Origin of the sequence: Pseudomonas sp. REST10, from assembly GCF_029542605.1 — a bacterium.
Taxonomy (GTDB): domain Bacteria; phylum Pseudomonadota; class Gammaproteobacteria; order Pseudomonadales; family Pseudomonadaceae; genus Aquipseudomonas; species Aquipseudomonas khazarica.
Genome location: NZ_CP035677.1, coordinates 288,415 through 313,619 on the forward strand (window position 1 = coordinate 288,415; position 25,205 = coordinate 313,619).

Annotated in this window: 24 protein-coding genes; 13 read left to right on the plus strand and 11 right to left on the minus strand. The window is 66.7% G+C overall.

Translation table 11 applies throughout. The features are described from left to right. Positions 1-30 precede the first annotated feature (30 nt). From EWH21_RS01340 to EWH21_RS01350, 3 genes are all read right to left on the minus strand, one after another. Positions 31-2,238: a TonB-dependent siderophore receptor gene (locus EWH21_RS01340; protein ID WP_277699621.1), complete on the minus strand. Its 2,208-nt coding sequence runs from the start codon at positions 2,236-2,238 to the stop codon at positions 31-33. A 135-nt stretch (positions 2,239-2,373) separates the two neighbouring features. Further along, entirely contained in the window at positions 2,374-3,321 is a 948-nt protein-coding gene (locus EWH21_RS01345; RefSeq protein WP_277699622.1) for a helix-turn-helix transcriptional regulator, read from the minus strand. A gap of 92 nt (positions 3,322-3,413) precedes the next feature. Beyond that, positions 3,414-4,157: an SDR family oxidoreductase gene (locus tag EWH21_RS01350; RefSeq protein ID WP_179553058.1), complete on the minus strand. Its 744-nt coding sequence runs from the start codon at positions 4,155-4,157 to the stop codon at positions 3,414-3,416. A gap of 232 nt (positions 4,158-4,389) precedes the next feature. Between EWH21_RS01350 and EWH21_RS01355 the strand changes: the two genes are divergently transcribed. From EWH21_RS01355 to EWH21_RS01365, 3 genes are all read left to right on the plus strand, one after another. Further along, on the plus strand, positions 4,390-5,832 hold the full coding sequence (locus EWH21_RS01355; protein WP_277699623.1) for a SulP family inorganic anion transporter: 1,443 nt from the start codon (positions 4,390-4,392) through the stop codon (positions 5,830-5,832). Positions 5,833-5,979: 147 nt separating this feature from the next. After that, complete coding sequence (locus tag EWH21_RS01360) at positions 5,980-6,582, plus strand: nucleotidyltransferase domain-containing protein (RefSeq protein WP_277700585.1); 603 nt, start codon at positions 5,980-5,982, stop codon at positions 6,580-6,582. Further along, positions 6,572-7,006, plus strand: a complete 435-nt coding sequence (locus EWH21_RS01365) for a hypothetical protein (RefSeq protein WP_047588709.1) — start codon at positions 6,572-6,574, stop codon at positions 7,004-7,006. Before EWH21_RS01360 ends, EWH21_RS01365 begins: the two co-directional genes overlap by 11 nt. Before the next feature lie 141 nt (positions 7,007-7,147). Here the strand turns inward: EWH21_RS01365 and trpA are convergent, their stop codons facing one another. Further along, on the minus strand, positions 7,148-7,957 hold the full coding sequence (gene trpA / locus EWH21_RS01370) for a tryptophan synthase subunit alpha (protein WP_277699624.1): 810 nt from the start codon (positions 7,955-7,957) through the stop codon (positions 7,148-7,150). Then, a complete protein-coding gene (gene trpB / locus EWH21_RS01375) occupies positions 7,954-9,165 on the minus strand; it encodes a tryptophan synthase subunit beta (RefSeq protein ID WP_037052202.1) in 1,212 nt (403 codons plus the stop codon). The genes trpA and trpB overlap by 4 nt, the downstream gene beginning before the upstream one ends. Positions 9,166-9,286: 121 nt before the next feature. Between trpB and EWH21_RS01380 the strand changes: the two genes are divergently transcribed. The 8 genes from EWH21_RS01380 to EWH21_RS01415 all read left to right on the plus strand — a co-directional run bounded on the left by EWH21_RS01380 (position 9,287) and on the right by EWH21_RS01415 (position 19,239). Beyond that, positions 9,287-10,174 carry a LysR family transcriptional regulator gene (locus tag EWH21_RS01380; protein WP_277699625.1) on the plus strand — a complete coding sequence of 296 codons (888 nt, stop codon included), beginning with the start codon at positions 9,287-9,289 and terminating at the stop codon, positions 10,172-10,174. Further along, the gene (locus tag EWH21_RS01385; RefSeq protein WP_230622797.1) at positions 10,152-10,817 is read left to right on the plus strand and encodes an RNA polymerase sigma factor; all 666 of its coding nucleotides are present in this window, start codon (positions 10,152-10,154) and stop codon (positions 10,815-10,817) included. Before EWH21_RS01380 ends, EWH21_RS01385 begins: the two co-directional genes overlap by 23 nt. Further along, positions 10,814-11,755, plus strand: a complete 942-nt coding sequence (locus tag EWH21_RS01390; RefSeq protein WP_277699626.1) for a FecR family protein — start codon at positions 10,814-10,816, stop codon at positions 11,753-11,755. The genes EWH21_RS01385 and EWH21_RS01390 overlap by 4 nt, the downstream gene beginning before the upstream one ends. A gap of 116 nt (positions 11,756-11,871) precedes the next feature. Next, on the plus strand, positions 11,872-14,259 hold the full coding sequence (locus tag EWH21_RS01395) for a TonB-dependent receptor (RefSeq protein ID WP_277699627.1): 2,388 nt from the start codon (positions 11,872-11,874) through the stop codon (positions 14,257-14,259). 119 nt (positions 14,260-14,378) lie between these two features. Beyond that, positions 14,379-14,885, plus strand: a complete 507-nt coding sequence (locus EWH21_RS01400; RefSeq protein ID WP_134676660.1) for a sigma-70 family RNA polymerase sigma factor — start codon at positions 14,379-14,381, stop codon at positions 14,883-14,885. Continuing rightward, entirely contained in the window at positions 14,882-15,829 is a 948-nt protein-coding gene (locus tag EWH21_RS01405) for a DUF4880 domain-containing protein (RefSeq protein ID WP_277699628.1), read from the plus strand. Before EWH21_RS01400 ends, EWH21_RS01405 begins: the two co-directional genes overlap by 4 nt. 628 nt (positions 15,830-16,457) lie before the next feature. Further along, positions 16,458-18,890: a TonB-dependent receptor gene (locus EWH21_RS01410; protein ID WP_277699629.1), complete on the plus strand. Its 2,433-nt coding sequence runs from the start codon at positions 16,458-16,460 to the stop codon at positions 18,888-18,890. Positions 18,891-19,023: 133 nt separating this feature from the next. Further along, on the plus strand, positions 19,024-19,239 hold the full coding sequence (locus EWH21_RS01415; RefSeq protein ID WP_037052187.1) for a dodecin: 216 nt from the start codon (positions 19,024-19,026) through the stop codon (positions 19,237-19,239). On the opposite strand, the gene EWH21_RS01420 is transcribed toward EWH21_RS01415, so the two are convergent. Further along, positions 19,208-20,185 carry an NAD-dependent epimerase/dehydratase family protein gene (locus tag EWH21_RS01420; protein ID WP_277699630.1) on the minus strand — a complete coding sequence of 326 codons (978 nt, stop codon included), beginning with the start codon at positions 20,183-20,185 and terminating at the stop codon, positions 19,208-19,210. The two genes, EWH21_RS01415 and EWH21_RS01420, sit on opposite strands and share 32 nt — an antisense overlap. A 218-nt stretch (positions 20,186-20,403) precedes the next feature. On the opposite strand from EWH21_RS01420, the gene EWH21_RS01425 reads away from it, so the two are divergent. Continuing rightward, positions 20,404-20,982 (plus strand): hypothetical protein, encoded by a 579-nt coding sequence (locus tag EWH21_RS01425; protein WP_037052179.1) that lies wholly within the window; start codon positions 20,404-20,406, stop codon positions 20,980-20,982. Between the two features lie 6 nt (positions 20,983-20,988). Here EWH21_RS01425 and EWH21_RS01430 read toward each other — a convergent pair whose 3' ends face one another. The 4 genes from EWH21_RS01430 to EWH21_RS01445 all read right to left on the minus strand — a co-directional run bounded on the left by EWH21_RS01430 (position 20,989) and on the right by EWH21_RS01445 (position 23,146). Beyond that, positions 20,989-22,218: a spore maturation protein gene (locus tag EWH21_RS01430; protein WP_134676663.1), complete on the minus strand. Its 1,230-nt coding sequence runs from the start codon at positions 22,216-22,218 to the stop codon at positions 20,989-20,991. 74 nt (positions 22,219-22,292) lie between these two features. Continuing rightward, positions 22,293-22,754: an inhibitor of vertebrate lysozyme family protein gene (locus EWH21_RS01435; protein WP_037052171.1), complete on the minus strand. Its 462-nt coding sequence runs from the start codon at positions 22,752-22,754 to the stop codon at positions 22,293-22,295. A gap of 10 nt (positions 22,755-22,764) precedes the next feature. Beyond that, complete coding sequence (locus tag EWH21_RS01440; protein ID WP_037052169.1) at positions 22,765-22,929, minus strand: DUF1328 domain-containing protein; 165 nt, start codon at positions 22,927-22,929, stop codon at positions 22,765-22,767. A gap of 19 nt (positions 22,930-22,948) precedes the next feature. Next, positions 22,949-23,146: a hypothetical protein gene (locus tag EWH21_RS01445; RefSeq protein WP_037052167.1), complete on the minus strand. Its 198-nt coding sequence runs from the start codon at positions 23,144-23,146 to the stop codon at positions 22,949-22,951. A gap of 365 nt (positions 23,147-23,511) precedes the next feature. Between EWH21_RS01445 and EWH21_RS01450 the strand changes: the two genes are divergently transcribed. Next, positions 23,512-23,916, plus strand: a complete 405-nt coding sequence (locus EWH21_RS01450) for an acyl-CoA thioesterase (RefSeq protein WP_021442733.1) — start codon at positions 23,512-23,514, stop codon at positions 23,914-23,916. A 78-nt stretch (positions 23,917-23,994) separates the two neighbouring features. On the opposite strand, the gene EWH21_RS01455 is transcribed toward EWH21_RS01450, so the two are convergent. Continuing rightward, positions 23,995-25,095, minus strand: coding sequence for a TRAP transporter substrate-binding protein (locus EWH21_RS01455; protein ID WP_037052165.1), 1,101 nt, complete (start codon positions 25,093-25,095; stop codon positions 23,995-23,997). Positions 25,096-25,205 lie beyond the last annotated feature (110 nt).

Genomic DNA, 25,205 nt, shown 5'->3' on the forward strand with positions numbered 1-25,205 from the left:
TGCCAACCGGCCCCGGATGGCAGCCGACGCTCAGAATCTCGCGCTCAGGGTCAATTGCAGGTTGCGCGGCTCGCCATACCAGAGCTGGCTGTAGAAGCCGACCTGCTCGAGGTATTGCTTGTCGAAGACGTTGTTGAGGTTGGCGGTCGCCGCGATGTGTTCGCTGATCTGGTACCTGGCCATCAGGTCGACCAGGGCATAGCTGTCCGCGCTGACGTCCACCGGGCCGTTGGGGCTGCCGGTGTTGGCGCGTGAGATGCCGCTGCGCCAGGTCGTGCCGCCGCCCAGGGTCAGGTCCCGCAGTACACCGTCCAGCCGGTAGGTGGTGAACAGCTTGAACTGCGTGCGTGGGTGGGTGGTATTGATCGCCTTGCCCTCGGCATTGCGGGCGATGAAGTGGGTGTAGCTGGTGGACAGGTTCCACGCCTCGCTCAGCGCGCCGCTCAGCTCCAGGTCGAAGCCGTCGACCACGGCCCCCTCGCCGGCCTTGTAGGCCTGCTGGCTGGGGTCGGCGATCAGGAAGGTATCGGGAATGGCCTCGGCCAGGCCCTCCTGCCTGGTGCGATAGACCGACAGGGCGGCGTTCAGCTGGCCGTCCAGGTAGCCGGCCTTGATGCCGAGCTCGTAGCTGTCGCCGCTGACCGGATCGAGGAAGCTGCCATCCGGCGCACGCTGCGTCTGGTTCTTGAAGATGCTGGTGTAGCTCGTGTACAGGCTGTAGGTCCGGTCGAGGTCATAGACCAGGCCGGCGTAGGGCGTGACCTCGTCGCTGTAGCGATAGGTGCGCTGGGTGCCGAAGTAGTTCTGTTCGATCTCCCAGGTGCTGACGCGAACCCCCAGGATCAGATGCAGCGGATCGGCCAGCGACAGACGCGTCACCGCATAGCCGCCGGTCTGGCGGATATCGGTGCGGTCGCCGTTGGCGCGCGTGCCCGACCAGATGGGTTCGGCAATCGCGCCGTTGCTCCAGTCCAGTTGCGAATCGGCGATCGGCGCGGTGCCGGGCAGCGGCAGGTACTGGTCCATCTGCAGGTCGTCGGCGATGCTCATCCAGCCGAACGCGGCGTCATGTGTGCGGCCCAGCAGCTCGAACGGCCCGCTGCCGGTCAGGTGCCAGTCGTCACGGGTGCGCTCGCCGTCATACTTGAGGAAGCTGGCGCTCATGCCTGCGTCGTTGCGGTCCGGATAGCCGCCGCGAAACACATAGCGCATCGCGTAGTCGGCCTCGGTGCGGCTGTAGGCCGCGCGTAGTTTCCAGTCGTTTTCCAACTGGTGTTCGAGATCGATGAAGGCGGTGTTCGACTCGGTGCCGAAGTACGACCACTGGGTGTTGTTGGCCGTGGAGCGGCCATAGTGGGTGCGCGATCCGTCGGCGTAGAACATCGGCACGCCCGCGCCCATGCCGTCGGTATCGTTCTTCTGGTGTTCGAGGCTCAGCGTGAGTTGCGTGCGTGGGGTCAGTTCCGCGCTGATCACGCCGTACAGGGTTTCACTGTCGTAGTGCTGATAGTCGATGAAGGTATCGCGCTCGGAGTAGGCCGCCACCACGCGGGCTGCGATCCGGCCGTCGGCCGTCAGTGGGGTGGAGATGTCGATATCGCCACGGCGCTGGTCCCAGCGTCCGCTGCCGAGCGAGCCGCCGATGGCGAACTCTGGCAGCGGGCGCTTGCGGATGAAGTTGACCGCTGCCGAAGGATTGCCGGCGCCGGTCAGCAACCCTGTGGAGCCCCGCACGATCTCGACGCGATCGTAGATCGCCGAATCGACATCGGTGGCGCCGAAGTTCCAGAAGTTGTTGATCGGCGAAGCCAGGCCATCGAACTGGAAGTTGTCGATGTCGAAGCCGCGAGCGGAGAACGACACGCGATTGCTGTCGCTGCGGCTCATCGAGATACCGGGGGCGCTGGCGAGTATCGCGGCGGTGTCGCGCAGGCCGCGATCTTCGATCTGCTGGCGGGTGACGACGCTCACCGATTGCGGTGTCTCGCGGATCGACAGCGGCAGGCCCACGGCGGTGGACATGCTGCCGGTGGTGTAGCTGCCGGTGCCCTCGGTTTCGGACTGCGGCAGCTGCGTGCCCTGCACGTTCATCGCCGGCAGCGTCAGGCTGCTTTCGTGTGCGTCTGTGTCTTCAACGTCCTCTTGCACGGCTGCGCCTGCCGCCAGGGGCAGCAGGGCGCTGGCGAGCAATGCGCGGCGCAGGGTCGGGGCGAGCGGGAGGATCGAGCATTTCGACATTGCAGGCGTCTCATCGGGAAAATTTGTCGATGAGAATTATTCACATTTGTCCGGGCGATACCTTTGCTCGATGCCAGTTTTCCTTTGCCGGATGCCAGGCCTGGAACGACGCTGCGAGGATGCTGTCGGGCGAGGCTAGATGGATTCGCGGGGTGCGACGCCGAAGTGTTGCCGGTATGCGGTGGCGAAGTTGCTGGCATGGCGGTAGCCGACGTAGTGGGCGACATCCTGAACGCGCCAGCCCTGTCCGAGGTATTGCCTGGCCAGCTCCATGCGGCGCTGGCGCAGGTAGGCCATGACGCTGACGCCATAGGCCTGCTGGAACTTCTGACGCAGGGAACTGGGGCTCATGCACGCCAGCTGTGCCAGCTGATGCAGGCTGTGCTCGGCTCCAGGTTCCTGATGCAGGTAGTCGCGTACCCGCTCCAGCAGGCTGCGGTCACGTGGGTTGAGCGAGGGCGCGTGGCGCTCGTCGGCGTCGATGGCGTTCAGGCCATGTGCCAACAGCTGCAGTGCCAGGCCTTCGTGCAGCAGGCGCTGCAGGCAACCGTGCGAGCGTTCGCCGGCCAGGGCCTGCAGGGCTGGCTGCAGGTCTGCCGGAACGCTCCAGCGTTGCGTGTACACGCGGCGCTGTCGGAGGCTGGCACGCAACAGATCGGCCAGTTGCTCGTCCGCCAGGTCATCGATATCACCGATGGACAGGTTGAGACCACGCAGGTGGTGATGAGCGTGATGCCGGGCACTCTGGCCGGGCCCGTCCTGGCTGAGCAGGGTGACGCCCTGACCCGGCGTGAGGGTGGTGGAGGTGGCGCCGTCGAGCTGGGCCTGTCCTTCCAGCAGGACGATCATGGTGAGACTGGGGGCGGTGAAGGACTGCGCCTGGTAGCCATGCAAGGTGTGCACCTCGGAGCTGACCAGGGTCATGCCCAGGCGGGTTTGCTGCTCGTTGATGTAGCCCCGCATCACGCACGGGTTGTCTTCATGCTGTGTGCCAATCAGGCTGTAGTGCACATGATGGCGGCGGCCCAGCTGGCGCAGGTCATCCAGCGAGTAGAGGCATGGGGCGTGCAGGGGCTGGACCATGGGCGTCACCCGGGGCGTCGAAAACGCAGATGATAACATTGATTATCATTTGCGTATTTCGCTGGTATGGCCGCGCCCTTGCTGCCCTGGGACTAGCGCCCGCCGGCGATATCCAGCAGTGCGCCGGTGGCGTAGCTGGCCTTGTCGTCGAGTAGCCAGACGATCGCTTCGGCGACTTCCTCGGCACGTCCGGCGCGTCCCAGCGGGGTGCCCTTGCCCAGGCGCTCGGCACGATCCGGCTGGCCGCCGCTGGCGTGAATGTCGGTATCGATCAGCCCCGGACGCACGGCGTTGACCCGCACGCCCTCGCCGCCCAGCTCCTTGGCCAGGCCACGGGTCAGGACGTCCATGGCGCCCTTGGCCCCGGCATAGTCGACGTACTCGAAGGGTGAGCCGAGGCTGGCTGCCACCGACGACACCAGCACCATCGAGCCGCCCGCGCCGCCACGGCTGCGGGCCATGCGCCGGGCGCCTTCGCGGGCGGTGAGATAGCTGCCCAGCACGTTGACCTCGAACATGCGCCGCAGGCGCTCGCCGCTCATGTCCAGCAGCGGCAGGGGCGGTGCGACGATGCCGGCATTGACCACCAGGCCCTGCAGCGGGCCGAGTGCATCCATGGCTTCGAACAGCCGCTGCACGTCGGCCTCGATGGCCACGTCGCCCTGCAGCGCGACGGCCTGGCCGCCGGCCGCCTGGATCTGCGCCACCACCGCGTCGGCGGCCGCGCGATCCTCGCGATAGTTGACGCCGACCGTCCAGCCCTGCGCGGCGGCCAGCAGGGCAGTGGCGCGGCCGATGCCACGGCTGGCACCGGTAATCAGCAGGTTCTTGCTCATCAGCGGGATCCTCGTCGGTTTCCGCTCAGGTTACCCGCGCGCGCCATCCAGCCCAAGCCGCATTGCATGCAGACCGGAATGCCGCCACCGCCCTCTGCTGGCAAGCTTGGCCTGTTGCCATCAGTCAGTGTTTTGCCCGCTTCACTGGTTGCCCAGGCGCATGGGCGCTACCATGCGCCCCCCTTTTTTCTTCATCCGCCATCGCCCGGTCCAGCCGGCTAGCCGAGACGTCATGAAACCCGCACGCATACGCGCCGACCTGCTGGCCGGCCTGACCTCCTCCTTCGCCCTGGTGCCGGAGTGCATCGCCTTCGCCCTGGTCGCCCAGCTCAACCCGCTGATGGGGCTGTACGGCGCCTTCATCATCTGCACCCTTACCGCCCTGTTCGGGGGCCGTCCCGGCATGGTTTCCGGTGCGGCCGGCTCGATGGCCGTGGTGATCGTCGCCCTGGTGGTGCAACACGGTGCGCAGTACCTGCTGGCCACCGTGCTGCTCGGTGGCGTGCTGATGATCCTGTTCGGTCTGCTGCGCCTGGGCAAGCTGGTGCACATGGTGCCGCACCCGGTGATGCTCGGCTTCGTCAACGGCCTGGCCATCGTCATCGCGATGTCGCAGCTGGAGCACTTCCATGCCGAAGGCGGCTGGCTGCAAGGGGCCGCGCTGTCCTGGATGCTGGGCCTGGTGGCGCTGACCATGGCTGTGGTCTACCTGCTGCCGAAGCTGACCCGCGCGGTGCCGCCGGCGCTGGTGGCGATCCTCGGCGTCGGCCTGCTGGTGTACCTGCTCGACCTGCCCACGCGCACCCTCGGCGACATGGCGCATATCGCCGGCGGCCTGCCGCAATTCGCCCTGCCGGACATTCCGTGGAACCTGGAGACCCTGCGCATCATCGCCCCCTACGCGGTGCTGATGGCGCTGGTCGGCCTGCTGGAAACCCTGCTGACCCTCAACCTCACCGACGAGATCACCCAGAGCCGCGGCAACACCAACCGCGAGTGCGTGGCGCTCGGTGCGGCCAACATGGTCTCCGGCGCGTTCGGCGGCATGGGCGGCTGTGCGATGATCGGCCAGACCATGATCAACCTCAGCTCCGGCGGCCGTGGCCGGCTGTCCGGCGTGGTCGCCGGGGTGATGATCCTGCTCTTCGTGCTGTTCCTTTCGCCGCTGATCGAGCGCATCCCGCTGGCCGCGCTGGTGGGCGTGATGTTCGTGGTGGCGCAGCAGACCTTCGCCTGGGGCTCGCTGCGGGTCGCCGGCAAGGTGCCGGCCAACGACGTGCTGGTGATCGTTGCGGTGACCGCCATCACCGTGGTCACCGACCTGGCCACCGCGGTGCTCTGCGGCATCGTCATCGCCGCGCTCAACTTCGCCTGGCAGCATGCCCGTGAGCTGTATGCCGACAGCGACCTGCAGGCCGACGGCAGCAAGCTGTACCGTGCCCATGGCACGCTGTTCTTCGCTTCTTGCACCACCTTCCTCAATCAGTTCGAGCCGGCCGACGATCCGCAGCAGGTGACGCTGGACTGCCGCCACCTGAGCTTCGTCGACTACTCCGCCATCGCCGCGCTGAAAACCCTGCGCGAACGCTACGAGCGCGCCGGCAAGCACCTGCGCGTGGTGCACCTGTCCGAGCGCTGCAAGCAACTGCTCAAGCGTGCCGGGGCCGGCGACTAGGGGCCTCCGCCCATGTGCAGGCGTTAGCACGGGGCAGTGATCAGCGAGGGCGGTGCCGGCAGCGCTGCCTGCAATCTTGCTGAAAGAGCATTGAAGAGTCCCTGTTTAGGACTTATCGTTCCACTATTGGGACTCAATGGGGCTTCTATGCCAACTCTTTCATTAAGCGAGGCGCTGTTCACCGGCACCCAGCGCAAGGTGCTGGGGCTGCTATACGGCAAGCCGGAGCAGAGCTTCTATGCCAACGAGATTGCTCGTCATGCGCAGGTCGGCAAAGGCAGTCTGATGCGAGAACTGGAGCGGCTGCAGCAGGTGGGCATCCTGACCCTGACCCGCCAGGGCAATCAGACCCATTACCAGGCCAACCCGGATTGTCCGATCTATGCCGAGTTGCAAGGTATCGTGCGCAAGACCTTTGGCATCGGTGCGCCGCTGCGCGAGGCACTCGCGCCGCTCTCCGCGCACCTGACGTGGGCTTTCGTCTATGGTTCGCTGGCCAAAGGCCGCGAACATGCCGATAGCGATGTCGATTTGATGCTGATCGGCGACAGCCTGCGCTATGCCGAGGTGATGGAACACCTGCTGCCGGTCGAGGCGCAACTGCGGCGTACCATCAATCCGACGCTGTACACTCCGGACGAGTGGCAGGCCAGGAAAGCCGCTGGCAACAGCTTCGTGCTGCGCGTGGCGCAGCAGGAAAAGATCGAGTTGATCGGCCACGATCCGGAGGGAACCGAACATGGTCAGTAACGACAATCTTGAAAACCTGCTGCGCACGGGTGGCCTCAAGGCCGAACCGCCAGACCGCAGGGAATGCGAAGGACTGCTACGCTCGGCCATTGATCGCCTGCAGGACGCCCATGCACCCAAGCTGTCATTCGCCAGCCGCTTCGACCTCGCCTATAACGCTGCGCATGCACTGGCGTTGACCGCGCTGCGTCTGCGTGGCTATCGCTCCGACCGTCGATACCTGGTGTTCCAGTGCCTGACGCACACGCTGGCGGTCAGCAAGGCACAGGTGCGCCTGTTTGCGCTGTGCCATGATCGGCGCAATCTGGCGGAGTACGAAGGGTACATGGACATGGATGAGCCGCTGCTGGCCGAGTTGGTCGCGGCGACCGATGAGCTATTACCTGTGGTCCAGGAAGCCATGGCGACGGCTTGGCCGGCATGAGCGCTCAGGCTGGCTCCAGCCTGGCGAATCCTGTCGGTCAGTTCCTGGCAACCGCTACTCTCCACTCGGGTGCCCGTGTCAGAGAAAAAAGCCGCCGACGGATCGCTCCGCCAGCGGCTTCTTCACTTGCCGGAGATGGGCTCAGCGACGCGCGCCGCGCACGCCTTCGGCCAGCTCGCGGCACAGGCTCAGTACACCGTTGACCGCTTCGCTCGGCGAGGTCGCCTCGGCGATCTTGTCGATCAGTGCCGAGCCGACCACCGCACCTTCGGCGCGCTTGGCCACTTCGGCGGCGTGCTCGGGGGTGCGGATGCCGAAGCCGATGCACACGGGCAGGTCGGTGTGGCGGCGCAGGCGCGCCACGGCTTCCTCGACATGATCCATGGTCGCCGCACCGGCACCGGTGACGCCGGCCACCGACACGTAGTAGACGAACCCGGAGCTGCCGTTGAGGACGGTCGGCAGGCGCTCGTCATCGGTGGTCGGCGTGGTCAGGCGGATGAAGTCGATGCCGGCGGCCTGGGCCGGTTCGCAGAGCTCGTCGTTGTGCTCCGGCGGCAGGTCGACCACGATCAGGCCGTCGACGCCAGCGGCCTTGGCATCCGCGATGAAGCGCTCGACGCCGTAGCAGAAGATCGGGTTGTAGTAGCCCATCAGCACCAGTGGAGTGTCCTGGTTGCCGGCGCGGAACTCGCGGACCATCTGCAGGGTTTTCACCATGTTCTGCTTGCCGTCCAGCGCACGGATGTTGGCCAGCTGGATGGCCGGGCCGTCGGCCATCGGGTCGGTGAACGGCATGCCCAGCTCGATCACGTCGGCACCGGCATCGGGCAGGCCCTTGAGAATCTCCAGCGAGGTGGCGTAGTCGGGGTCGCCGGCGGTGATGAAGGTGACCAGCGCGGCGCGGTTCTCCGCTTTCAGTTCGGCGAAGCGGTTGTGCAGGCGGCTCATGCGTGTTTCTCCTGTTCGCCCATGTGGTGCATCACGGTTTGCATGTCCTTGTCGCCACGACCGGACAGGTTGATCACCATCAGGTGGTCCCTGGGCAGCTTGGGTGCGCGCTTGAAGGCTTCGGCCAGCGCGTGGGACGACTCCAGCGCCGGGATGATGCCTTCCAGGCGGCAGCAGTGGTGGAAGGCCTCCAGGGCCTCGTCATCGCTGATCGGCACGTACTCGACGCGCTTGATCTCATGCAACCAGGCGTGTTCGGGGCCGACGCCGGGGTAGTCGAGGCCGGCGGAAATCGAGTGGGCGTCGGTGATCTGGCCGTCCTCGTCCTGCAGCAGGAAGGTGCGGTTGCCGTGCAGCACGCCCGGCGCGCCGCCGGCCATGCTCGCCGCATGCTTGCCGCTGTCGATGCCGTGGCCGGCCGCTTCGACGCCAACGATCTGCACGCCGGCATCATCGAGGAAGGGGTGGAACAGGCCGATGGCGTTGGAGCCACCGCCGATGCAGGCGACCAGCGAATCGGGCAGGCGCCCTTCCTTCTCCTGCATCTGCTCGCGCACTTCGTTGCCGATCACCGACTGGAAGTCGCGGACCATTTCCGGGTACGGGTGCGGGCCGGCGGCGGTGCCGATCAGGTAGAAGGTGTTGTGGACGTTGGTCACCCAGTCGCGCAGCGCCTCGTTCATCGCGTCTTTCAGAGTGCCGGTGCCGGCGGTGACCGGGATCACCTCGGCGCCGAGCAGCTTCATGCGGAAGACGTTGGCCTGCTGACGGTCGATGTCGGTGGTGCCCATGTACACCACGCACTGCATGCCGAAGCGCGCGGCCACGGTGGCGGTGGCCACGCCGTGCATGCCGGCGCCGGTCTCGGCGATGATGCGCCGCTTGCCCATGCGCTTGGCCAGGAGGATCTGGCCGATGCAGTTGTTGATCTTGTGCGCGCCGGTGTGGTTGAGGTCCTCACGCTTGAGGAAGATCTTCGCCCCGCCGAAGTGCTCGGTCAGGCGCTCGGCGAAATACAGCGGGCTGGCGCGGCCGATGTAGTCGCGCTGAAAGTAGGCCAGCTCGTCGAGGAACGCCGGATCATCCTTGGCCTTCTGGTATTCGGCGGCCAGCGAGTTGATCAGCGGCATCAGGGTTTCGGCGACGAACTGGCCGCCGAAGCGACCGAACAGGCCGCGATTGTCCGGGCCGTTACGCAGTGAAGTCATGGCAAGCTCTCCTGGGATTCTCCATGTAGGAGGCGGCTCCTACGCGATGTGTCCACCCTAACTGCATGCAGCGGGGAAAAAAAGCGATAAGATCGCCGCAATACGTCAGGAAAACTCACCTATGAAGAGCAGCCTGCCTCCCCTCAATGCGCTGCGTGCGTTCGAATCCGTGGCCCGCCTGGGCAGCCTGAAGCAGGCGGCAAGCGAGCTTAACGTGACGCACGGGGCGATCAGCCGGCAGATCCGGCAACTGGAAGAGCAGCTCGACCTGAGCCTGCTGGCCAAGGACGGGCGTGGCGTAAAACTCACCGATGCCGGCCTCCGCCTGCGCGATGCCGCAGGCGAAGCCTTCGAGCGCCTGCGCAGCACCTGCGCCGAGCTGCGGCGCGAGGCCGAGGAGCGCCCGTTCGTGCTCGGCTGCCCGGGCAGTCTGCTGGCGCGCTGGTTCATTCCTCGGCTGGATCGCCTTCAGCGCGAGCTGCCTGAGCTCAACCTGCAACTGTCGGCCAGCGAAGGCGAGCTGGACCCACGGCGCCCCGGTATCGACGCCACCCTGCTGTTCGCCGAGCCGCCCTGGCCTGGCGACATGCAGGTGTACGAGCTGGCGACCGAGCGCATCGGCCCGGTGCTCAGCTCGCGCCATGCCCGTCATGCTGAACTGGCCGGGCAGGCAGCGGGCGTGCTCCTGGGGGAGCCGCTGCTGCATACCGCATCGCGGCCGCAGGCCTGGCCGCAGTGGGCGGCGGCCCAGGGCCTGGCGCCGGCGGGGCTGAAGCTGGGGCAGGGCTTCGAGCATCTCTACTACCTGCTGGAGGCCGCTGCCGCCGGGCTCGGCGTGGCCATCGCGCCGCAACTGCTGGTAGCCGATGACCTGGCTGCCGGGCGCCTGAGCGCGCCCTGGGGCTTCATCGACACGCCGGCTCGTCTGGCGCTCTGGGCGCGGCGGGACGACCCGCGCAGCGAACGCCTGGCCGCTTGGCTGCGCCATGAACTGCAGCGCGCGCCATGATCCCGGTGACGTGCGGGCGATCGGCTTCATGCTGGTGATAACTATTCTCGATTGCGTGTATGCTGGCGGCCCCTTCCAGCGGTCCGGCATGCGCCGGGCCTTCGAGAACCTTGCGATCCTCATGCGGCGCCGCGCTCCCTCCTCCCTGCTGCACAGCTTCCAGACCCACTACGGGGATCTGCTGCGCTTCCTGTCCCGGCGCCTGGGCGACTCCCAGCGTGCGGCGGACGTCGCGCAGGACACCTGGCTGCGCCTGGCCGATCATCCGGACGAGCAGCGCGTGGAGAATCCGCGCGCCTATCTGTTCCGCGTCGCCGGCAACCTGGCCATCGACAACCTGCGGCGTGACAACCGCCTGGCCGAGCTGCACGTGGAGGAGGACGTGCTCGACGAGCTCAGCGATCCGCTGGCGGCACCGGAAAAGCACCTGCTGGCGCGGGAAAGCCTGGTGCAGCTCGATGCGGCGCTCGCACAGTTGCCGGCCAAGGCGCGCGAGGCCTTGCTGCTCAACCGCCTCGACGGCCTGACTCACGCGCAGATCGCACGGCGCCTGGGGGTGTCCGAGAGCATGGTCGGCAAGTACCTGGCCCAGGCCATGCGTCATTGCCGCCAGTGGCGCAGCCAGCAGGGAGGTGAGCGATGAGCGAGGTCGAGCCTCTCAGCCTGGACGATCAGGCCGTCGATCATCTGCTGCGCCTGCACAGTGGCACTGCGGGGGCCAGGGAGCGTGCGGAGTTCCAGCGCTGGCGCAGGCAGAGCGCGGCGCACGAACATGCGGCCCGCGAAGCCGAGGTGCTGTGGCAGGCGCTGGGGCACACCCAGGCGGCGGCCCGCCATCGCCGGACCGCGCAGCGCAGCTGGCGCCTGCCGGCCATGGCCGCGGTGCTGTGCCTGGCACTGCTGCTCGGCCTGCTGGCGGCGCCGCGCACCCTGGTCGGGCTGTATGCCGACCACAGTACCGCCGTCGGCGAACGACGCCTGGTGCAGCTGGATGACGGCAGCCGGGTCTGGCTCAACAGCGGCAGTGCCCTGTCGGTGGATTTCAGCACCACGCGGCGCGATGTGCGCCTGTACCGCGGCGAGGCGCTGTTCGAGGTGGCCAAGGATCGCCAGCGGCCTTTCGTGGTGAGCGCCGGCGCCGGCCAGGTGCAGGCGCTGGGGACGCGCTTCGACGTGGACCTGCATGGCGCGCAGGCGCAGGTGACGGTCAGCGAGGGCGTGGTGCAGGTGGACAGCGGTGGCGCCGCACCGCTGCGCCTCGGCGTGGGGCAGCGCGTGAGCTATCGGCCCGGCGTGGCGCCGGGTGCGGTGCAGGCGCTGGACCCGAGCAGCGCCAGTGCCTGGCAGCGCGGCAAGCTGATCTTCAACCAGCGTCCGCTGGGCGAGGTGCTCGCGGAGCTGGAACGCTACCTGCCCGAGCGCATCCTGCTGCGCGACGAGGCACTGCGCCGGCGCAAGATCAGCGGCGTCTTCGACCTCGACGACCCGCAGGCGCTGCTGACCACGCTGGAGCGTCTGCAGCCGGTGCAGATCACCCGGCTGCCCTGGTTGATCCTGATACGACCGGTGCCACGCGGCTGACAGGGAGAATTTTTTCTGCATGCGGCTGCAAGATTCTGGCGGCTGTTTCGTCGTGGGTATGAACGCGACTTATTCCTAAGTAGCGCCACCTGCCACACGACATGGAAACCTCTGTAATGCGCTGTCATGTTTCTCCGCTGCACCGTGCCCTGCTGCTCGCCTCGCTGCTCGGCGGCGCCACCCCGCTGGCTCTGGCCGCCGAACCGATCAGCGTCGAACTGCATATCGCCCCGCTCAGCCTGGACAGTGCGATGACCCAGTTCGCCGACCAGGCCGACCTGCACCTGATGTTCAACTCCGATGACCTGCAGGGGCTGCGCAGCGCCGGACTGGACGGCCATTTCACCGTGGAGGAGGCGTTGCAGCGTCTGCTCGCCGGCACCGACCTGAGCTGGACCTTCACCGATGCGCGCACCGTGCTGCTGCAGCGCCGCGGCCCGGACGCATCCGGGCGACTCAAGCTGGAGTCCATGCAGATCAGCGTGGCCGCGCGTACCCCGACCGAGATCAGCGCCATTCCCGGTACCGTCTGGGTGGTGGACCAGACCCAGCTGCGCGAACAGCTCGACGTCGGCGTCAGCCTCAAGGAAGCGCTCGGCAAGCTGGTGCCCGGCCTCGACCTGGCGCCGGAAGGGCGTACCAACTATGGCCAGAACATGCGCGGGCGCAGCGTGCTGGTGATGATCGACGGAGTCAGCCAGAACAGCTCGCGCGGGCTGTCGCGCCAGTTCGACAGCATCTCGCCGTTCAACATCGAACGGGTCGAGGTGCTCTCGGGCGCCAACGCGCTGTACGGCGGCGGGGCCACCGGCGGCATCATCAACATCATCACGCGCAAGGGCGAGCCGGGCGAGGCCCGTTACCAGACGCGCGCCAGCGTCAGCAGCGGCTTCAACAACAGCGATGACCTGGCCATGCGCCTGGCGCAGTCGGTGAGTGGCGGCAACGAGCGGCTGAGCGGGCGCATCGGCGTTTCGGTGGAGAAGAACGAAGCCTTCTACGACGGCGACGGCGAGCAGATCTTCATCGACAACACGCAGACCGACCTGCAGTACAACCGCGCCATCGACGTGCTGGGCAACCTCAGCGCGCGTTTCAGCGACGAGCAGAGCCTCGACCTGCTGGCGCAGTACTACGACTCCGGCAACGATGGCAGCACCGGTATCTATTTCCCCAACCTGAACTACCGGGCGCCGTCCGACCTCGACGACGCCGAGATTCGCAGCGGGCTGGATACCGACCTGCAACCGCGCACCCGTCGCGCCCTGCTCAACGCCAGTTACCACCACAGCGACCTGCTGGGCCAGGATTTCTACCTGCAGGGTTATTACCGCCGGGAAGACAACAACTTCTACCCCTTCCCCTACTACAACTCCGGCAGCCCGCGCGGCAGCAACGGTGTGTACTTCGCCGGTTCGCAGCAGAACTTCGAGGTGAGCGGGCTCAAGGGGCTGTTCAGCAAGCAGTGGCAGCGCTTCACCCTGACCTACGGGCTGGACTTCGACCATGAGCGCTTCAATGCCGAGCAGAAGGTCTTCGACCAGCAGACCTCCTCCGCCAGCGGGGGCCTGGTGCTCGACACCGCCAGCAGCGCGCCGCGATACCCCAGCTACGTGGTGGACAGCCTGTCGGCCTATGCCCAGCTGGACTGGAAGCTCACCGAGCGTCTGACCCTCTCCGGTGGCGCGCGCCACCAGCGCATGGATGTCGAGGTCGGCGACTTCAAGGGCGTGGCCGGTGGCCGCAACGACTATGACGTCAACCTGTACAACCTGGGTGTCATCTACGACTTCGCCAACGGCCATCAGCTGTGGAGCAACTACAGCGAAGGCTTCGACCTGGCCGACCCGGCCAAGTACTACGGCAAGCCCGGTCTGTCGGTGGAAGACAACCCGCTGGCCGGCATCAAGAGCCGCCAGACCGAACTGGGCTGGCGCTTTGCCGATAGCCGCTGGCAGGCGCAGGCCGCGCTCTACTACATCTGGTCGGACCAGGTGATCAGCTACGACAGCAGCACCCTGACCATCGATGTGGAAGACCAGAAGAGCCGCGATTTCGGTTTCGAGGGGGCCCTCAGCCACTACTTCGACAGCGGCTGGCAGGCCGGTGCGACCCTGCACCTGGTGCGTTCCGAGGAAGAGGACGCCGACGGCGGCTGGATCAAGCGCGATGCCCGCTACGCCTCGCTGTCCAAGTACACCGCCTTCGTCGGCTGGAGCGACGGCAACAGCAGTGCACGGCTGCAGGCCAACCATGCCGTCGACCTGGACGACGACGCCGGCCACGAGATCGACGGCTACACCACCTTCGACCTGACCGCGCAGCGCCAGACCGACTACGGCACCTTCAGCGCCGGTATCCAGAACCTGCTGGACGAGCGCTACAGCACCGTCTGGGGACAACGCGCCACGCTGTTCTACTCGCCGACCTACGGCCCGGCCTACCTGTACGACTATCAGGGTCGCGGACGGACCTTCACCCTGGGCTACGAAGTGGCGTTCTAAGCGCCGCTCCGTGTCGGCAGCCGCGCCTGCGCGTCGCGGGCGCGCTCTGCCGGCGCTTGGCAAGCGTGTCGGGATGGATGACAATGCGATTCATTGTCATTTGATCTGTATTCGCTTTCATGTCCGTCGACGCCCAGGCCCTGCACAGTCTCTATCACGATCACCACACCTGGCTGCAGGGCTGGCTGCGCCGGCGCCTGGGCAACCGCTGCGATGCTGCCGACCTGGCGCAGGACACCTTCGTGCGCCTGCTGCGTGCCGGCAATGCAGCGAGCATCCGTGAGCCACGCCACTACCTGGCCACCGTGGCACGGGGGCTGATGGTCGACTTCCTGCGCCGGCGTTCGCTGGAGCAAGCCTACCTGGACGTGCTGGCCAGTCAGCCTGCGGCCGAACAGCCTGGTGCGGAGCAGCAGGCGCTGCTGCTGGAGGCGCTGATGGAGGTCGACCGTCTGCTCGAGGGTCTGGGCACCAAGGTGCGCGAGGTGTTCATCCTGTCCCAGCTCGATGGCCTCACCTACGCCCAGATCGCCGCGCACCTGGGTATTTCCCTGCGCAGCGTGAATACCTACATGGCCCGTGCGGTGGAGCACTGTTGCCTGCTGCAGGCGGGCTGGCAGGCATGAGCACGCCCACACCCGGCGAGCGCGCCGCGCTCAAGGCCGCCAGCAGCTGGTATGCCAGCCTCAACTCCGGCAGCAGTGGCGCGGCCGAGCAGCAGGCCTGGCAGCATTGGTACGACGCCGACCCCGTGCATCGCCAGGCCTGGCAGCAGATCGAACGGCTGCGCGATCAGCTCGGCCTGCTGCCGGCGCAGATCGCCGCGCCGACCCTGCGAGGCGCCGCCTACAGCCGTCGGCGCGTGCTTGGCAGCCTGTTGCTGGCCGGCGCTGCGCTGCCACTGGGCTGGTTCGCCTGGCGCAGCGACAGTCGCCGTTACTGGACCGCCGACTACCGCAGCGGGGTCGGCGAGCAACGCCACTGGCAACTGACCGACGGCAGTCGCCTGCTGCTCGGCAGTGCCGGTGCCGCCCAGTTCGACGGCACCCGGCGCCAGCTGCAGCTGCTCGACGGCGAGGCGCAGCTGGACATTGCCGATGGGCCGCAGGCGCTGCAGGTGCTGACCCGTGACGGGCTGATCCGCGCCGGCGGCGGTCGCCTCAACCTGCGCTGCGACCCGCATGGCAGCCGCATCGCCCTGCTCGAAGGCTCCGTCGAGGTCAGTTGCGCGGCGCAGCCCGCACGCTGGCAACGCCTGCAGGCCGGCCAGCAACTGCTGCTGCAGCGCGAGCGGATCGGCGCGCTGCAGCCGCTGGATGCGCGCAGCACAGCCTGGGCCGAGGGCAGCCTGCTGGCCATCGACCAGCCACTGGGTGAGGTGGTCGCGGAGCTGGCGCGCTACCGCCATGGCATCCTGCGGGTCGATCCGGCGCTGGCCGGGCTGAAGGTTTCCGGCAGCTTCCCGCTGCTCGACAGCGACCGCGCGCTGGCCGCCCTGCAACACAGCTTCCCGCTGCAGGTGGTACGGCGCAGCGACTACTGGGTGACACTGGTACCGCGTGGCGCCTGAGCGCTGCTGCCGTTTCGCGGCTGAAGCCGCTCCTACGGGTTCGTCGGGTTCTACCCGTAGGGTGGATGACGCTTCATCCATCCACCAGCAGGGCGGCCTGGCAGCCTGAGTGCTGGTGAAAGCCATCCGCTCCCGGCTGTAGTAGGCACTCCGGCGGTGCTGCTGTTTCGCGGCTGAAGCCGCTCCTACGGATTCGTCGGGTTCTACCCGTAGGGTGGATGACGCTTCATCCATCCACCAGCAAGGCGCCCTGGCAGCCTGAGTACAGCTGAAACCATCCGCTCCTGGCTGCAGCAGGCACTCCGGCGGTGCGGCCGTTTCGCGGCTGAAGCCGCTCCTACGGGTTCGTCGGGTTCTACCCGTAGGGTGGATGACGCTTCACCCATCCACCAGCAGGGCGCCCTGGCGGCCTGAGCGCTGCTGAATGCCATCTGTTCCGGCTGTAGCAGGCACTCCGGGGGTGCTGCCGCTTCGCGGCTGAAGCCGCTCCTACAGCCGTCCCTACAGCCGCTCCTACGGGTGGAGCGCGGCATGGCGAGAAAAATCTCCGGTTCCTTGCACTTTTTGCCGCGCTGCTTCGGCCCTCCCTGCAAACACCCACTCCGCGTCTTGTCGTCAGGGATCCGCCATGCAGTCACCACGCTCCACCCGCTCTGCGCTTCGTAGCGCCATCCGCAACGCCCTGTTCTATTCCGGCCTGGCCCTGGGCACTGCGCTGCCGGCACTGGCCCAGGCCGACAGCGCGCACACGCAGGCTTATCAGATCGGTGCCGGGCCGCTGGCCGAGGTGCTCGGCCGCTTCGCCAGCGCCGCCGGGGTTGCCCTGTCGTTCGACGCGGCGCTGCTGCAGGGCCGGCAGAGCCAGGGGCTGCAGGGCCAGTATGGTGTCGAGGACGGTTTTGCCCGCCTGCTGCAGGGCAGTGGTCTGCAGGCGGTGCGCCAGGCCGAGGGCGTCTACGGACTGACCCCGCAACCACAGGCCGCTGTGGCCAGTCCGGCACCCAGCCGGGTCGCTGGCGATGTGCTGCGCCTGCAGGACACCGAGGTGACCGTCAGTACCCTGCGCGGTGACACGGCCGTGGGCCAGACCAGCCAGCGCGTCACCGTTATCGACCGCCAGCAGATCGAGCGCCAGCTGGCGCTGAGCAGCGACCCTGGGGCGGTGCTCGCCAACCTCATTCCGTCCTACTCGCCGAGCCGGCAGAAGCTGTCCAACGCCGGCGAGACCCTGCGCGGGCGGGCGCCGCAGTTTCTCGTCGACGGCGTGCCGCAGGCCAGCTCGCTGCGCAACGACGGGCGCAGCAGCTACACCATCGACCTGCAACAGGTGGAGCGCATCGAGGTGATCCACGGCGCCTCGGCCGAGCATGGCGGCGGTGCCACCGGTGGCATCATCAACTTCATCAGCCGTCGTCCGCAGGGCTATGGCGTGCGCCAGCACGCCGGGGTCAGCCTGGAGAGCGACGACGCCTTCAGCAGCGACGGTTTCGGCTACAAGCTCAACTACCGCGTCAGTGCCCAGCAGGGTGACTGGGAGGCCCTGTTCGGCAGCACCTGGCAATCGCGCGGGATGTTCTACGACGGCGACAACACGCGCATCGGCGTGGCCTATCCCGGCGAGATCCAGGACACCCGTGACCGCGACCTGATGCTCAAGCTCGGCTACTGGATCGACGATGCCCAGCACCTGCAGTTCAGCGCCAACCACTACCGCCTGACCGGCAACAACGACTATCTGCCAGTGCTCGGCGACCGCGACGCCGGTATCCCCACCAGTGCGACGCGCGGCGACGTGCCCGGCGAGGCGCCGTTCAACGAGAACCGTCAGTACAGCCTCGACTACAGCCACTCGGACTGGTTCGGCAACATCCTCGACGTGCAGCTGTACCAGCAGCGTTATCGTGGCCAGTTCGGCGCCCTGCTCAGCGGCTCCTTCCAGGACCCGGGCATCGCCCCCGTCGGCACGTTCTGGGAGCAGAGCCGCAGTGACTCGGAGAAACTCGGCGGCAAGCTGACCCTGCGCCGTACGGGCCTGTTCGACGGCCTGCTGGACCTGGCCGGCGGCCTCGACCTGATGCGCGACGAGGGCGAGCAGGTGCTGGTGCTGAGCAACCGCAGCTACGTGCCGCCGTCGACCTACGACAACCAGGCCGGCTTCCTCCAGGGCGACCTGCACCTGAGCGAGCGCCTGACCCTGATGGCCGGCGTGCGTCGCGAGCATGCCGAACTGGACGTGGATGATTTCCACACCGTATGGGGCACCAACAACGCCGGCGGCGTGGATGTCGGCGGCGGTACCCTCTCCTTCGCCAAGACCCTGAGCAACTACGGCTTCACCTACCAGGCCAACGACTGGGCGCAGTTCTACGGCAGCTACTCGGAAGGCTTCGGTATGCCCGACATCGGCCGTGTGCTGCGTGCCGTCGACACGCCCGGGCAGGATGTGGAAAACCTGCTGGAACTGGAGCCGATCATCACCCGCTCCAACGAGCTGGGCCTGCGCCTGAACTTCAGCGATGTCGACCTCGAGCTGAGCTACTACGAATCCTCCTCCAACCTCGGCGAACGGCTGTCGGTAAACAGCGCCGGCAATTACATCGCCAATCGCGAACGGGTGGAAATCCAGGGTTACGAACTGACCGGCAACTGGCGCCTGAACCAGGACCACAGCCTGCGTGCCAGCTACACCCACAGCGAGGGCGAATCCGACACCGATGACGACGGCAAGGTGGACACCAAGCTGACCGGCCTGAACATCGCCCCGGACCAGTTCAGCCTGAGCTGGAACGCACAGTGGAGCGACGACTGGGCCAGCTACCTGCAGTACAACCTGTACCGCAGCCGCGAGTTCGATGACCCACGGCTGAAGTTCGACGGCTATGCCCTGCTCGCGGCCAGCGTCAGCCGCCGCCTGCCGCTGGGCAGCCTGTCGCTGGGCATCGACAACCTGCTCGACGAGGACTACTTCACCTACTACTCGCAGTCCGCGCGGGTCGCCGACGACTACAACTTCAAGGGCCGTGGACGCACCTTCACCCTGGCCTACCAGGTGGAGTTCTAGAGCCCAGGCCCGCGCCGCATCGGGGTGCGTCGGTGCGGCCCAACCGCTAGGGAGCGATGACGTGAAGGCATGTCCTGCGCCTGCGAGCGTCTAGTCTTCAGCGTGAGCCTTTCATCACGAGCGGAGTTCCAGCATGTCCAACCATCACACCTACAAGAAGATCGAGATCGTCGGTTCGTCGCGGACCAGCATCGAAGAGGCCATCGACAATGCCCTGGCCGAATGCGCCAAGAGCGTGCGCAACATGGACTGGTTCGAAGTGGTGGACACCCGTGGCCACATCGAGAATGGCAAGGTGGGGCACTACCAGGTGACGCTCAAGGTGGGCTTTCGCCTGAGCGGTAGCTGATGCCCTGGGCGCCGAGGAAGGCGAGCAAGGCTTCGCGGCTGGTGTAGCGCAGCTGATAGCCGAACTCCTGCTTCAGGCGCCGGTTGGCCAGTACCGGGCGGTAGCGCAGGAAGTCCAGTTGCTCCGGGCCGTACTGACTCAACCCCAGTGGCTTGAGCAGGTGCAGTGCGCCGGCGAGCAACGCCGCCGGCAGCGGGCGGTAGGGCTTGCCGAGTATCCCGGCGATCTCCGCCAGGCTCAGGGCGCCGTCGCCGGCCAGGTTGTAGATGCCCTCCCGGGCCTCTTCCAGGCCCTGGCGGATGATGCCGACCACATCCTGTTCCCAGATGAACACGAAGCGGCTGGCATGGCCGCGCACCCCCAGCACCGCGCGTTTCCTGAACAGGTCGCTGATCGGGTTGTTCAGACGCTTGCCGAGGATGGTGCCGGGGCGCAGTACCAGCTGGCGCAGCTGCGGATGTTCGCCACGGCGGCGCGCTAGCAGCTGTTCGATCTCCAGCTTGTGCCTGGCGTAGGCGAAGCGCGGATGGCCGCGCAGGGGGTGGTTCTCGTCGATCCACTCGGCGTTGTCTGCGCTGTAGCCGTAGGCGGCGCCGGAACTGGTCACGATCAGCTGGCGCACGCCGTTGGCGACGGCGCTGTCCACCAGGCACTGGGTGCCGCCGACCTCGATGGCGTGCAGATGCGCCTCGCTCATGTCGCGTGGGGGGCGAATCACCGTGGCCAGGTGCACGATGGCATCCGGCCGCCAGCCGCTGATGCACGCGCGGACCTGGGCCGGGCGGCCCAGGTCCAGCAGCACCGGCTCGATGTTGGCTTTCAGCCCACGGCCATCGAGGGGGCGAATGTCGGCGGCGATCAGCGTCCACTCCGGGTGCTGGATGGCCAGCTCCTCGAGCAGTTGATGGCCGATGAAGCCGGCGGCGCCGGTGATCAGAACACGCATGGCGGTCTCCTGCCGGGCTGGCCGGGTGCGGATCGTTCCTGTCGATGCCCAGCCTAGGTGGATGGAGCGAGGCGAGCAGTGACACAGCCGGTCAGCGACACTGGCGATTCGCGCCAGGCGGACGAACGGTGTGCCCGCGCGCACAGCCTCGGCCGGCCCGGGTGGCCAGGCGGAGCCGGATCGGGCAAGCTGCCTGCACTCATTCAGGGAGGAATGCCATGTTCAGACCGATACTGTTGCTGGGCCTGCTGGCGCTCGCCGGCTGCGTCGAGGATGAAGTGCCGCTGGCCGAGGAGCAGCACCTGCTGCTCAGTGGCGAGGACTTCGCCGCCTATGAGGTGCCGGTGGACGGCCACTACGACAAGCAGGTGACCTACGCCGCGCGGACCATCGACCTCAGCTTCGAGAGCGATGACAACGAGTGGTTCTACCTCTACAGCGGGGTGTCGCTGTACCCGCGCGCCAGCGATGCGCTGATGACCAGCTACGCCGAGACCTTCGGGGCGTCGTTCGGCCTGCGCGACAGCGGCCTGGAGCAGCAGGACCTGCCCCTGGAGACCGAGCTGGCCAGCCGCATCAGCCTCAAGTTGCTGACCCAGGACGGCGAGCCGGTCGGCAACCTGTTCTATGCCACGGTGGGCAACAAATCCATGTTCACGATCTTCACCGGCATCTATTTCGAAGAGCCCGGCGACTTCGAGGCATTCATCGCCCCCAAGTTGCGTGCGCTGCGCGAGTACCGGCATGACGACCCGCTGCTGACCTGGGCCGGGCGAACGCTGGGCTTCGCCGACTAGCGGGCCTCAGCCGAAGAACCAGTAGCACACTGCGATGGCGGCGACGATGCCGGCCGCGTCCGCGACCAGGGCGCAGCCCACGGCGTGGCGTGCGCGTTGCAGGCCGACCGCGCCGAAGTACACCGCCAGCACGTAGAAGGTCGTCTCGGTGCTGCCCTGCACCGTGGCGGCGATCAGCGCCGGGAAGCTGTCGACGCCGAAGTTCTCCATCGTCTCGATCAGCATGGCGCGTGCGGCGCCGCCGGAGAACGGCTTGATCAGCGCGGTCGGCAGCGCGTCGACGAAGCGTGTGTCCCAGCCCAGTGCCTCGACCAGCCAGCGGATGCCGTCCAGGCCGAAATCCAGGGCGCCGGAAGCACGCAGCACGCCAATGGCGCAGAGCATGGCGACCAGGTAGGGCAGCAGGCTCTTGGCCACGTCGAAGCCTTCCTTGGCACCTTCGATGAAGCTTTCGTACACCGCGACGCGGCGCAGGGCGCCGACGACCAGGAACAGCAGGATCAGGCCGAACAGGGTGAGGTTGCCCAGCAGCGAGGACAGCGCGGCCAGGGCCGTGGCGCTCATGCCGGCGAGCAGGCTCATGAAGCCTCCCAGCAGCAGGGCGGTGGGAATCAGGTAAGCCAGCACCACCGGGTCCCACAGGCGCAGGCGCTGCATCGCCGCCACGGCCAGCAGGCCGGCGAGGGTCGAGGCGCTGGTGGCCAGCAGGATCGGCAGGAAGACCAGGGTCGGGTCGTCGGCGCCCTGCTGCACGCGGTACATGAAGATCGACACCGGCAGCAGGGTCAGGGACGAGGTGTTGAGCACCAGGAACAGAATCTGCGCGTTGCTCGCCGTGGTCGCACTGGGGTTGAGATCCTGCAGGGCGCGCATGGCCTTGAGGCCGATGGGCGTCGCAGCATTGTCCAGGCCCAGGCCGTTGGCAGCGAAGTTCATGCTGATCAGGCCGAGCGCCGGATGGCCGCGCGGTACCTCAGGCATCAGGCGGGCGAACAGCGGCCCGAGCAGGCGTGCGAGCAGGTCGACCAGCCCGGCCTTCTCGGCGATGCGCAGCAGGCCGAGCCACAGGGTCAGGGTGCCGAACAGCACCACCATCAGCTCCACCGAGAGCTTGGCCATGGCGAACAGGCTCTCGACCATGGCGCCGAATACGCTGGCGTCGCCACCAATCAGCCAGCGTGCCAGGGCGGCGATGGCGCCCAGCACGAAGAAGCTCAGCCACAGGCCGTTGAGCATTGCGATCCCCCTTGGGTTATGGCGGGGGATGATAGCGCGCCGGCCGCTTCAATGCTGCGGCCAGCGTACGGACTTCAGTACCAGTTCGGGTCGCTGCGCAGCTGTTCTTCCAGCAGCTCACGGACCTCTTCGTCCGGATCGCCCAGCCAGCGCAGGCTGGCATGTTCGCTGGGAGCCCGGTCCTCCGGCAGACCGTCCGGCACCTGTACGTAGAGCGCATAGGCATCGTCGTCTTCCCATTCGAAGGCGACGTAGACGCGCTGGTTGAAGCAGTTGTGCGCTTCGCACACCTGACCGACCAGGAAGCGATCGCTCTCGGCCTCCACGGCCTGCATGGGGGTGGAAAGGCCGCTGAGGTTCATCAGCCATTCCGGCAGGCGCTGTTCGTCCCTGACCAGGTCTTGCCAGGCTTCGCGGTACTCGGCGTTGCTGGTCAGCAGTTCACCGGGGTGGAAGCTCGCGTCTCGATCGGCGGCCTGAGCCGCCAGGCCGCCGCCCATCAGCAGGGCGGCGGCAATGGCGTGGATCGACTGCATCTAGGTCTCCTTACACGCGGGGGCGACGGCCCATCACGAACGAGATGATGAACAGCACCAGGAACACCACGAATAGAATCTTGGCGATACCTGCAGCGGTGCCGGCGATACCACCGAAGCCCAGTACAGCAGCGATGATGGCGATGATCAGAAAGGTAAGTGCCCAGCTCAGCATGGCGTTTCTCCTCGATGACTCAGTGAGTGATGGCCCAGGCAGGCCATGGGTCTTGCGTGTCGCTCGCAACGGCCGGCTGCGGCGAGTTGCCTGTGGGCAGCTCCAGTTCGGCGGTGTTGCGGCTTGCGCACAGGGTCTGGCCGATCAGCAGGACGCTGGCGAGCGTCAGGCCGAGCAGAAGCAGCAAGCTGGCAAGTACCAGGGCGACTATCCACATGGCGGTTCTCCTGTTGCACCTGAGGCGGATCGCTCGGATTGCTGGCGGGTCCGTCTCTTCCTTCAACGCTGCGACCGGTACATGACAGGTCGCTCACTGAAGGTATTGCAGTGCCCGTGCCAGACTTTTCTGATAATTAAAGTCCTTGAAAATCATATGGTTACGAAATTCCTGCGACGAACCTGGCGGGCATCCTGCCCGAATGGGCCTGCACCGGTCGTGCGTTTTGCCCGATCCGCCAGGCGTCATGACGCGCCGGCGCTTGCCAGAGTGGTCGCCCGTCGACTGCGCAGTCGGTATACTCGCAGCGCCTGCCATGCGGGTTCCGCGCCCAGAACAACAACCGCGCCGCGAGTCTCGAGCCGATGAACGACTACGAACAGGAAGACCCGATACCCCAGGGCGACCTCGCCCTGCAGATCACCGCGCTGCCGCGTGAGACCAATGGTTTCGGTGATATCTACGGCGGCTGGCTGGTGTCCCAGATGGACCTCGCCGGCACCGCCATGGCCAGCAAGGTCGCTGGCGGTCGGGTGGCCACCGTGGCCATCGATCGCATGGCCTTCCTGGTGCCGGTGGCGGTGGGCGCGCAGCTGTCCTTCTACACCCAGGCGCTGGAGGTCGGTCGCAGTTCGATCCAGATGATGGTCGAGGTGTGGAGCGACGACCCGTTGTCCAACGAGTGGCGCAAGGTGACCGAGGCGGTGTTCGTGTTCGTCGCCATCGACGGCAGTGGCCGCACCCGTCCGGTACCGCCACGTCGCGGCTGAGCGACCGCGCAACGGGAAAGCGAACAGCTACAACGAAAACGCCGGCGACAAGCCGGCGTTTTGTTTGCTGCCGAGTGATCAGCCGCGGATGTTGTAGATGTCCTTGTCGGCCACTTCCGCATAGTCGTACAGGCGCTGCAGGTAGGCTTTCTGGTGTTCCCAGACCTTGGCCGCTGCCGGGTCGGCCGCTGCGCTGGCCTCGACCACTTCACCCGCCACTTCCTTCAGGCGTGCCAGCACCTCGTCGGGCAGGCGACGCACTTCGACGCCATCGGCCTTGAGTTGCTCCAGGGCTTCCATGTTCTTGGCGTTGTAGTCGTCGAGCATGTCGCCGTTGACGTCACGCGCGGCGGCACGAACGATCGCCTTGAGGTCGGCCGGCAGGGTTTCCCAGGCCTTGATGTTGATGTCCAGTTCGAACAGGACGCTCGGCTCCTGCCAGCCCGGGGTGTAGTAGTACTTGGCTGCCTTGTGCAGGCCCAGGGCCAGGTCGTTGTATGGGCCGATCCACTCGGTGGCGTCGATGGCGCCGGTCTGCATGGCGGTGAAGATCTCACCGGCCGGCATGTTGACCACGGTGCCGCCCATCTTGGTCAGCACTTCGCCGCCCAGACCCGGGGTACGCATCTTCAGGCCCTTGAAGTCGTCGACCGAGTTCATTTCCTTGTTGAACCAGCCAGCGGTCTGTACGCCGGTGTTGCCGCAGGCCATCGGCAGCACGCCGAACGGCTTGTAGACTTCTTCCCACAGGGCCTGACCGCCGCCGTAGTGCAGCCAGGCGTTCATTTCCTGGGCGTTCGGGCCGAACGGCAGGGCGCAGAAGAACTGTGCGGCCGGCACCTTGCCCTTCCAGTAGTACGGTGCGCCATGACCCATTTCGGCGGTACCGCGAGAGACTGCATCGAACACTTCCAGGGCCGGCACCAGTTCACCGGCTGCGTACACCTTGACCTTCAGGCGGCCGTTGCTCATTTCATCGACCAGCTTGGCGAAGCGCTCGGCCCCCACGCCGACGCCGGGGAAGTTCTTCGGCCAGGAGGTGACCATCTTCCAGGTGAAGGTCTGGGCACTCGAACCCTCTTGAGGTGCTGCGCTGCTCTTGGCCTCTTCTTTGCAGCCAGCCAGTGCGGTTGCTGCAAGGCCTACGCCCGCTGCGGCGAGTATGTCGCGACGTTTCATGCAATGCTCCTTCTTGTTGTATTGGTCTGACCACGGGATCGCCGAAGGTAGACCGGGCGTGAATAACATAGGGGGTCGTGACCCACAAGCCTAGTTGCTACGACTAAAGT

Excerpts from the sequence above, each read along its gene's own strand:
- EWH21_RS01395 (WP_277699627.1), top strand. The coding sequence starts at position 11,872 with ATGCGCTGTCATGTTTCTCCGCTGCACCGTGCCCTGCTGCTCGCCTCG.
- EWH21_RS01430 (WP_134676663.1), bottom strand. The coding sequence starts at position 22,218 with ATGCTCAACGGCCTGTGGCTGAGCTTCTTCGTGCTGGGCGCCATCGCC.
- EWH21_RS01390 (WP_277699626.1), top strand. The coding sequence starts at position 10,814 with ATGAGCGAGGTCGAGCCTCTCAGCCTGGACGATCAGGCCGTCGATCAT.
- EWH21_RS01365 (WP_047588709.1), top strand. The coding sequence starts at position 6,572 with ATGGTCAGTAACGACAATCTTGAAAACCTGCTGCGCACGGGTGGCCTC.
- EWH21_RS01425 (WP_037052179.1), top strand. The coding sequence starts at position 20,404 with ATGTTCAGACCGATACTGTTGCTGGGCCTGCTGGCGCTCGCCGGCTGC.
- EWH21_RS01355 (WP_277699623.1), top strand. The coding sequence starts at position 4,390 with ATGAAACCCGCACGCATACGCGCCGACCTGCTGGCCGGCCTGACCTCC.
- EWH21_RS01450 (WP_021442733.1), top strand. The coding sequence starts at position 23,512 with ATGAACGACTACGAACAGGAAGACCCGATACCCCAGGGCGACCTCGCC.
- EWH21_RS01350 (WP_179553058.1), bottom strand. The coding sequence starts at position 4,157 with ATGAGCAAGAACCTGCTGATTACCGGTGCCAGCCGTGGCATCGGCCGC.
- EWH21_RS01435 (WP_037052171.1), bottom strand. The coding sequence starts at position 22,754 with ATGCAGTCGATCCACGCCATTGCCGCCGCCCTGCTGATGGGCGGCGGC.
- EWH21_RS01380 (WP_277699625.1), top strand. The coding sequence starts at position 9,287 with ATGAAGAGCAGCCTGCCTCCCCTCAATGCGCTGCGTGCGTTCGAATCC.
- EWH21_RS01420 (WP_277699630.1), bottom strand. The coding sequence starts at position 20,185 with ATGCGTGTTCTGATCACCGGCGCCGCCGGCTTCATCGGCCATCAACTG.
- EWH21_RS01410 (WP_277699629.1), top strand. The coding sequence starts at position 16,458 with ATGCAGTCACCACGCTCCACCCGCTCTGCGCTTCGTAGCGCCATCCGC.
- EWH21_RS01455 (WP_037052165.1), bottom strand. The coding sequence starts at position 25,095 with ATGAAACGTCGCGACATACTCGCCGCAGCGGGCGTAGGCCTTGCAGCA.
- EWH21_RS01385 (WP_230622797.1), top strand. The coding sequence starts at position 10,152 with ATGAACTGCAGCGCGCGCCATGATCCCGGTGACGTGCGGGCGATCGGC.
- EWH21_RS01445 (WP_037052167.1), bottom strand. The coding sequence starts at position 23,146 with ATGTGGATAGTCGCCCTGGTACTTGCCAGCTTGCTGCTTCTGCTCGGC.
- trpA (WP_277699624.1), bottom strand. The coding sequence starts at position 7,957 with ATGAGCCGCCTGCACAACCGCTTCGCCGAACTGAAAGCGGAGAACCGC.
- EWH21_RS01340 (WP_277699621.1), bottom strand. The coding sequence starts at position 2,238 with ATGTCGAAATGCTCGATCCTCCCGCTCGCCCCGACCCTGCGCCGCGCA.
- EWH21_RS01415 (WP_037052187.1), top strand. The coding sequence starts at position 19,024 with ATGTCCAACCATCACACCTACAAGAAGATCGAGATCGTCGGTTCGTCG.
- trpB (WP_037052202.1), bottom strand. The coding sequence starts at position 9,165 with ATGACTTCACTGCGTAACGGCCCGGACAATCGCGGCCTGTTCGGTCGC.
- EWH21_RS01400 (WP_134676660.1), top strand. The coding sequence starts at position 14,379 with ATGTCCGTCGACGCCCAGGCCCTGCACAGTCTCTATCACGATCACCAC.
- EWH21_RS01345 (WP_277699622.1), bottom strand. The coding sequence starts at position 3,321 with ATGGTCCAGCCCCTGCACGCCCCATGCCTCTACTCGCTGGATGACCTG.
- EWH21_RS01440 (WP_037052169.1), bottom strand. The coding sequence starts at position 22,929 with ATGCTGAGCTGGGCACTTACCTTTCTGATCATCGCCATCATCGCTGCT.
- EWH21_RS01360 (WP_277700585.1), top strand. The coding sequence starts at position 5,980 with ATGCCAACTCTTTCATTAAGCGAGGCGCTGTTCACCGGCACCCAGCGC.
- EWH21_RS01405 (WP_277699628.1), top strand. The coding sequence starts at position 14,882 with ATGAGCACGCCCACACCCGGCGAGCGCGCCGCGCTCAAGGCCGCCAGC.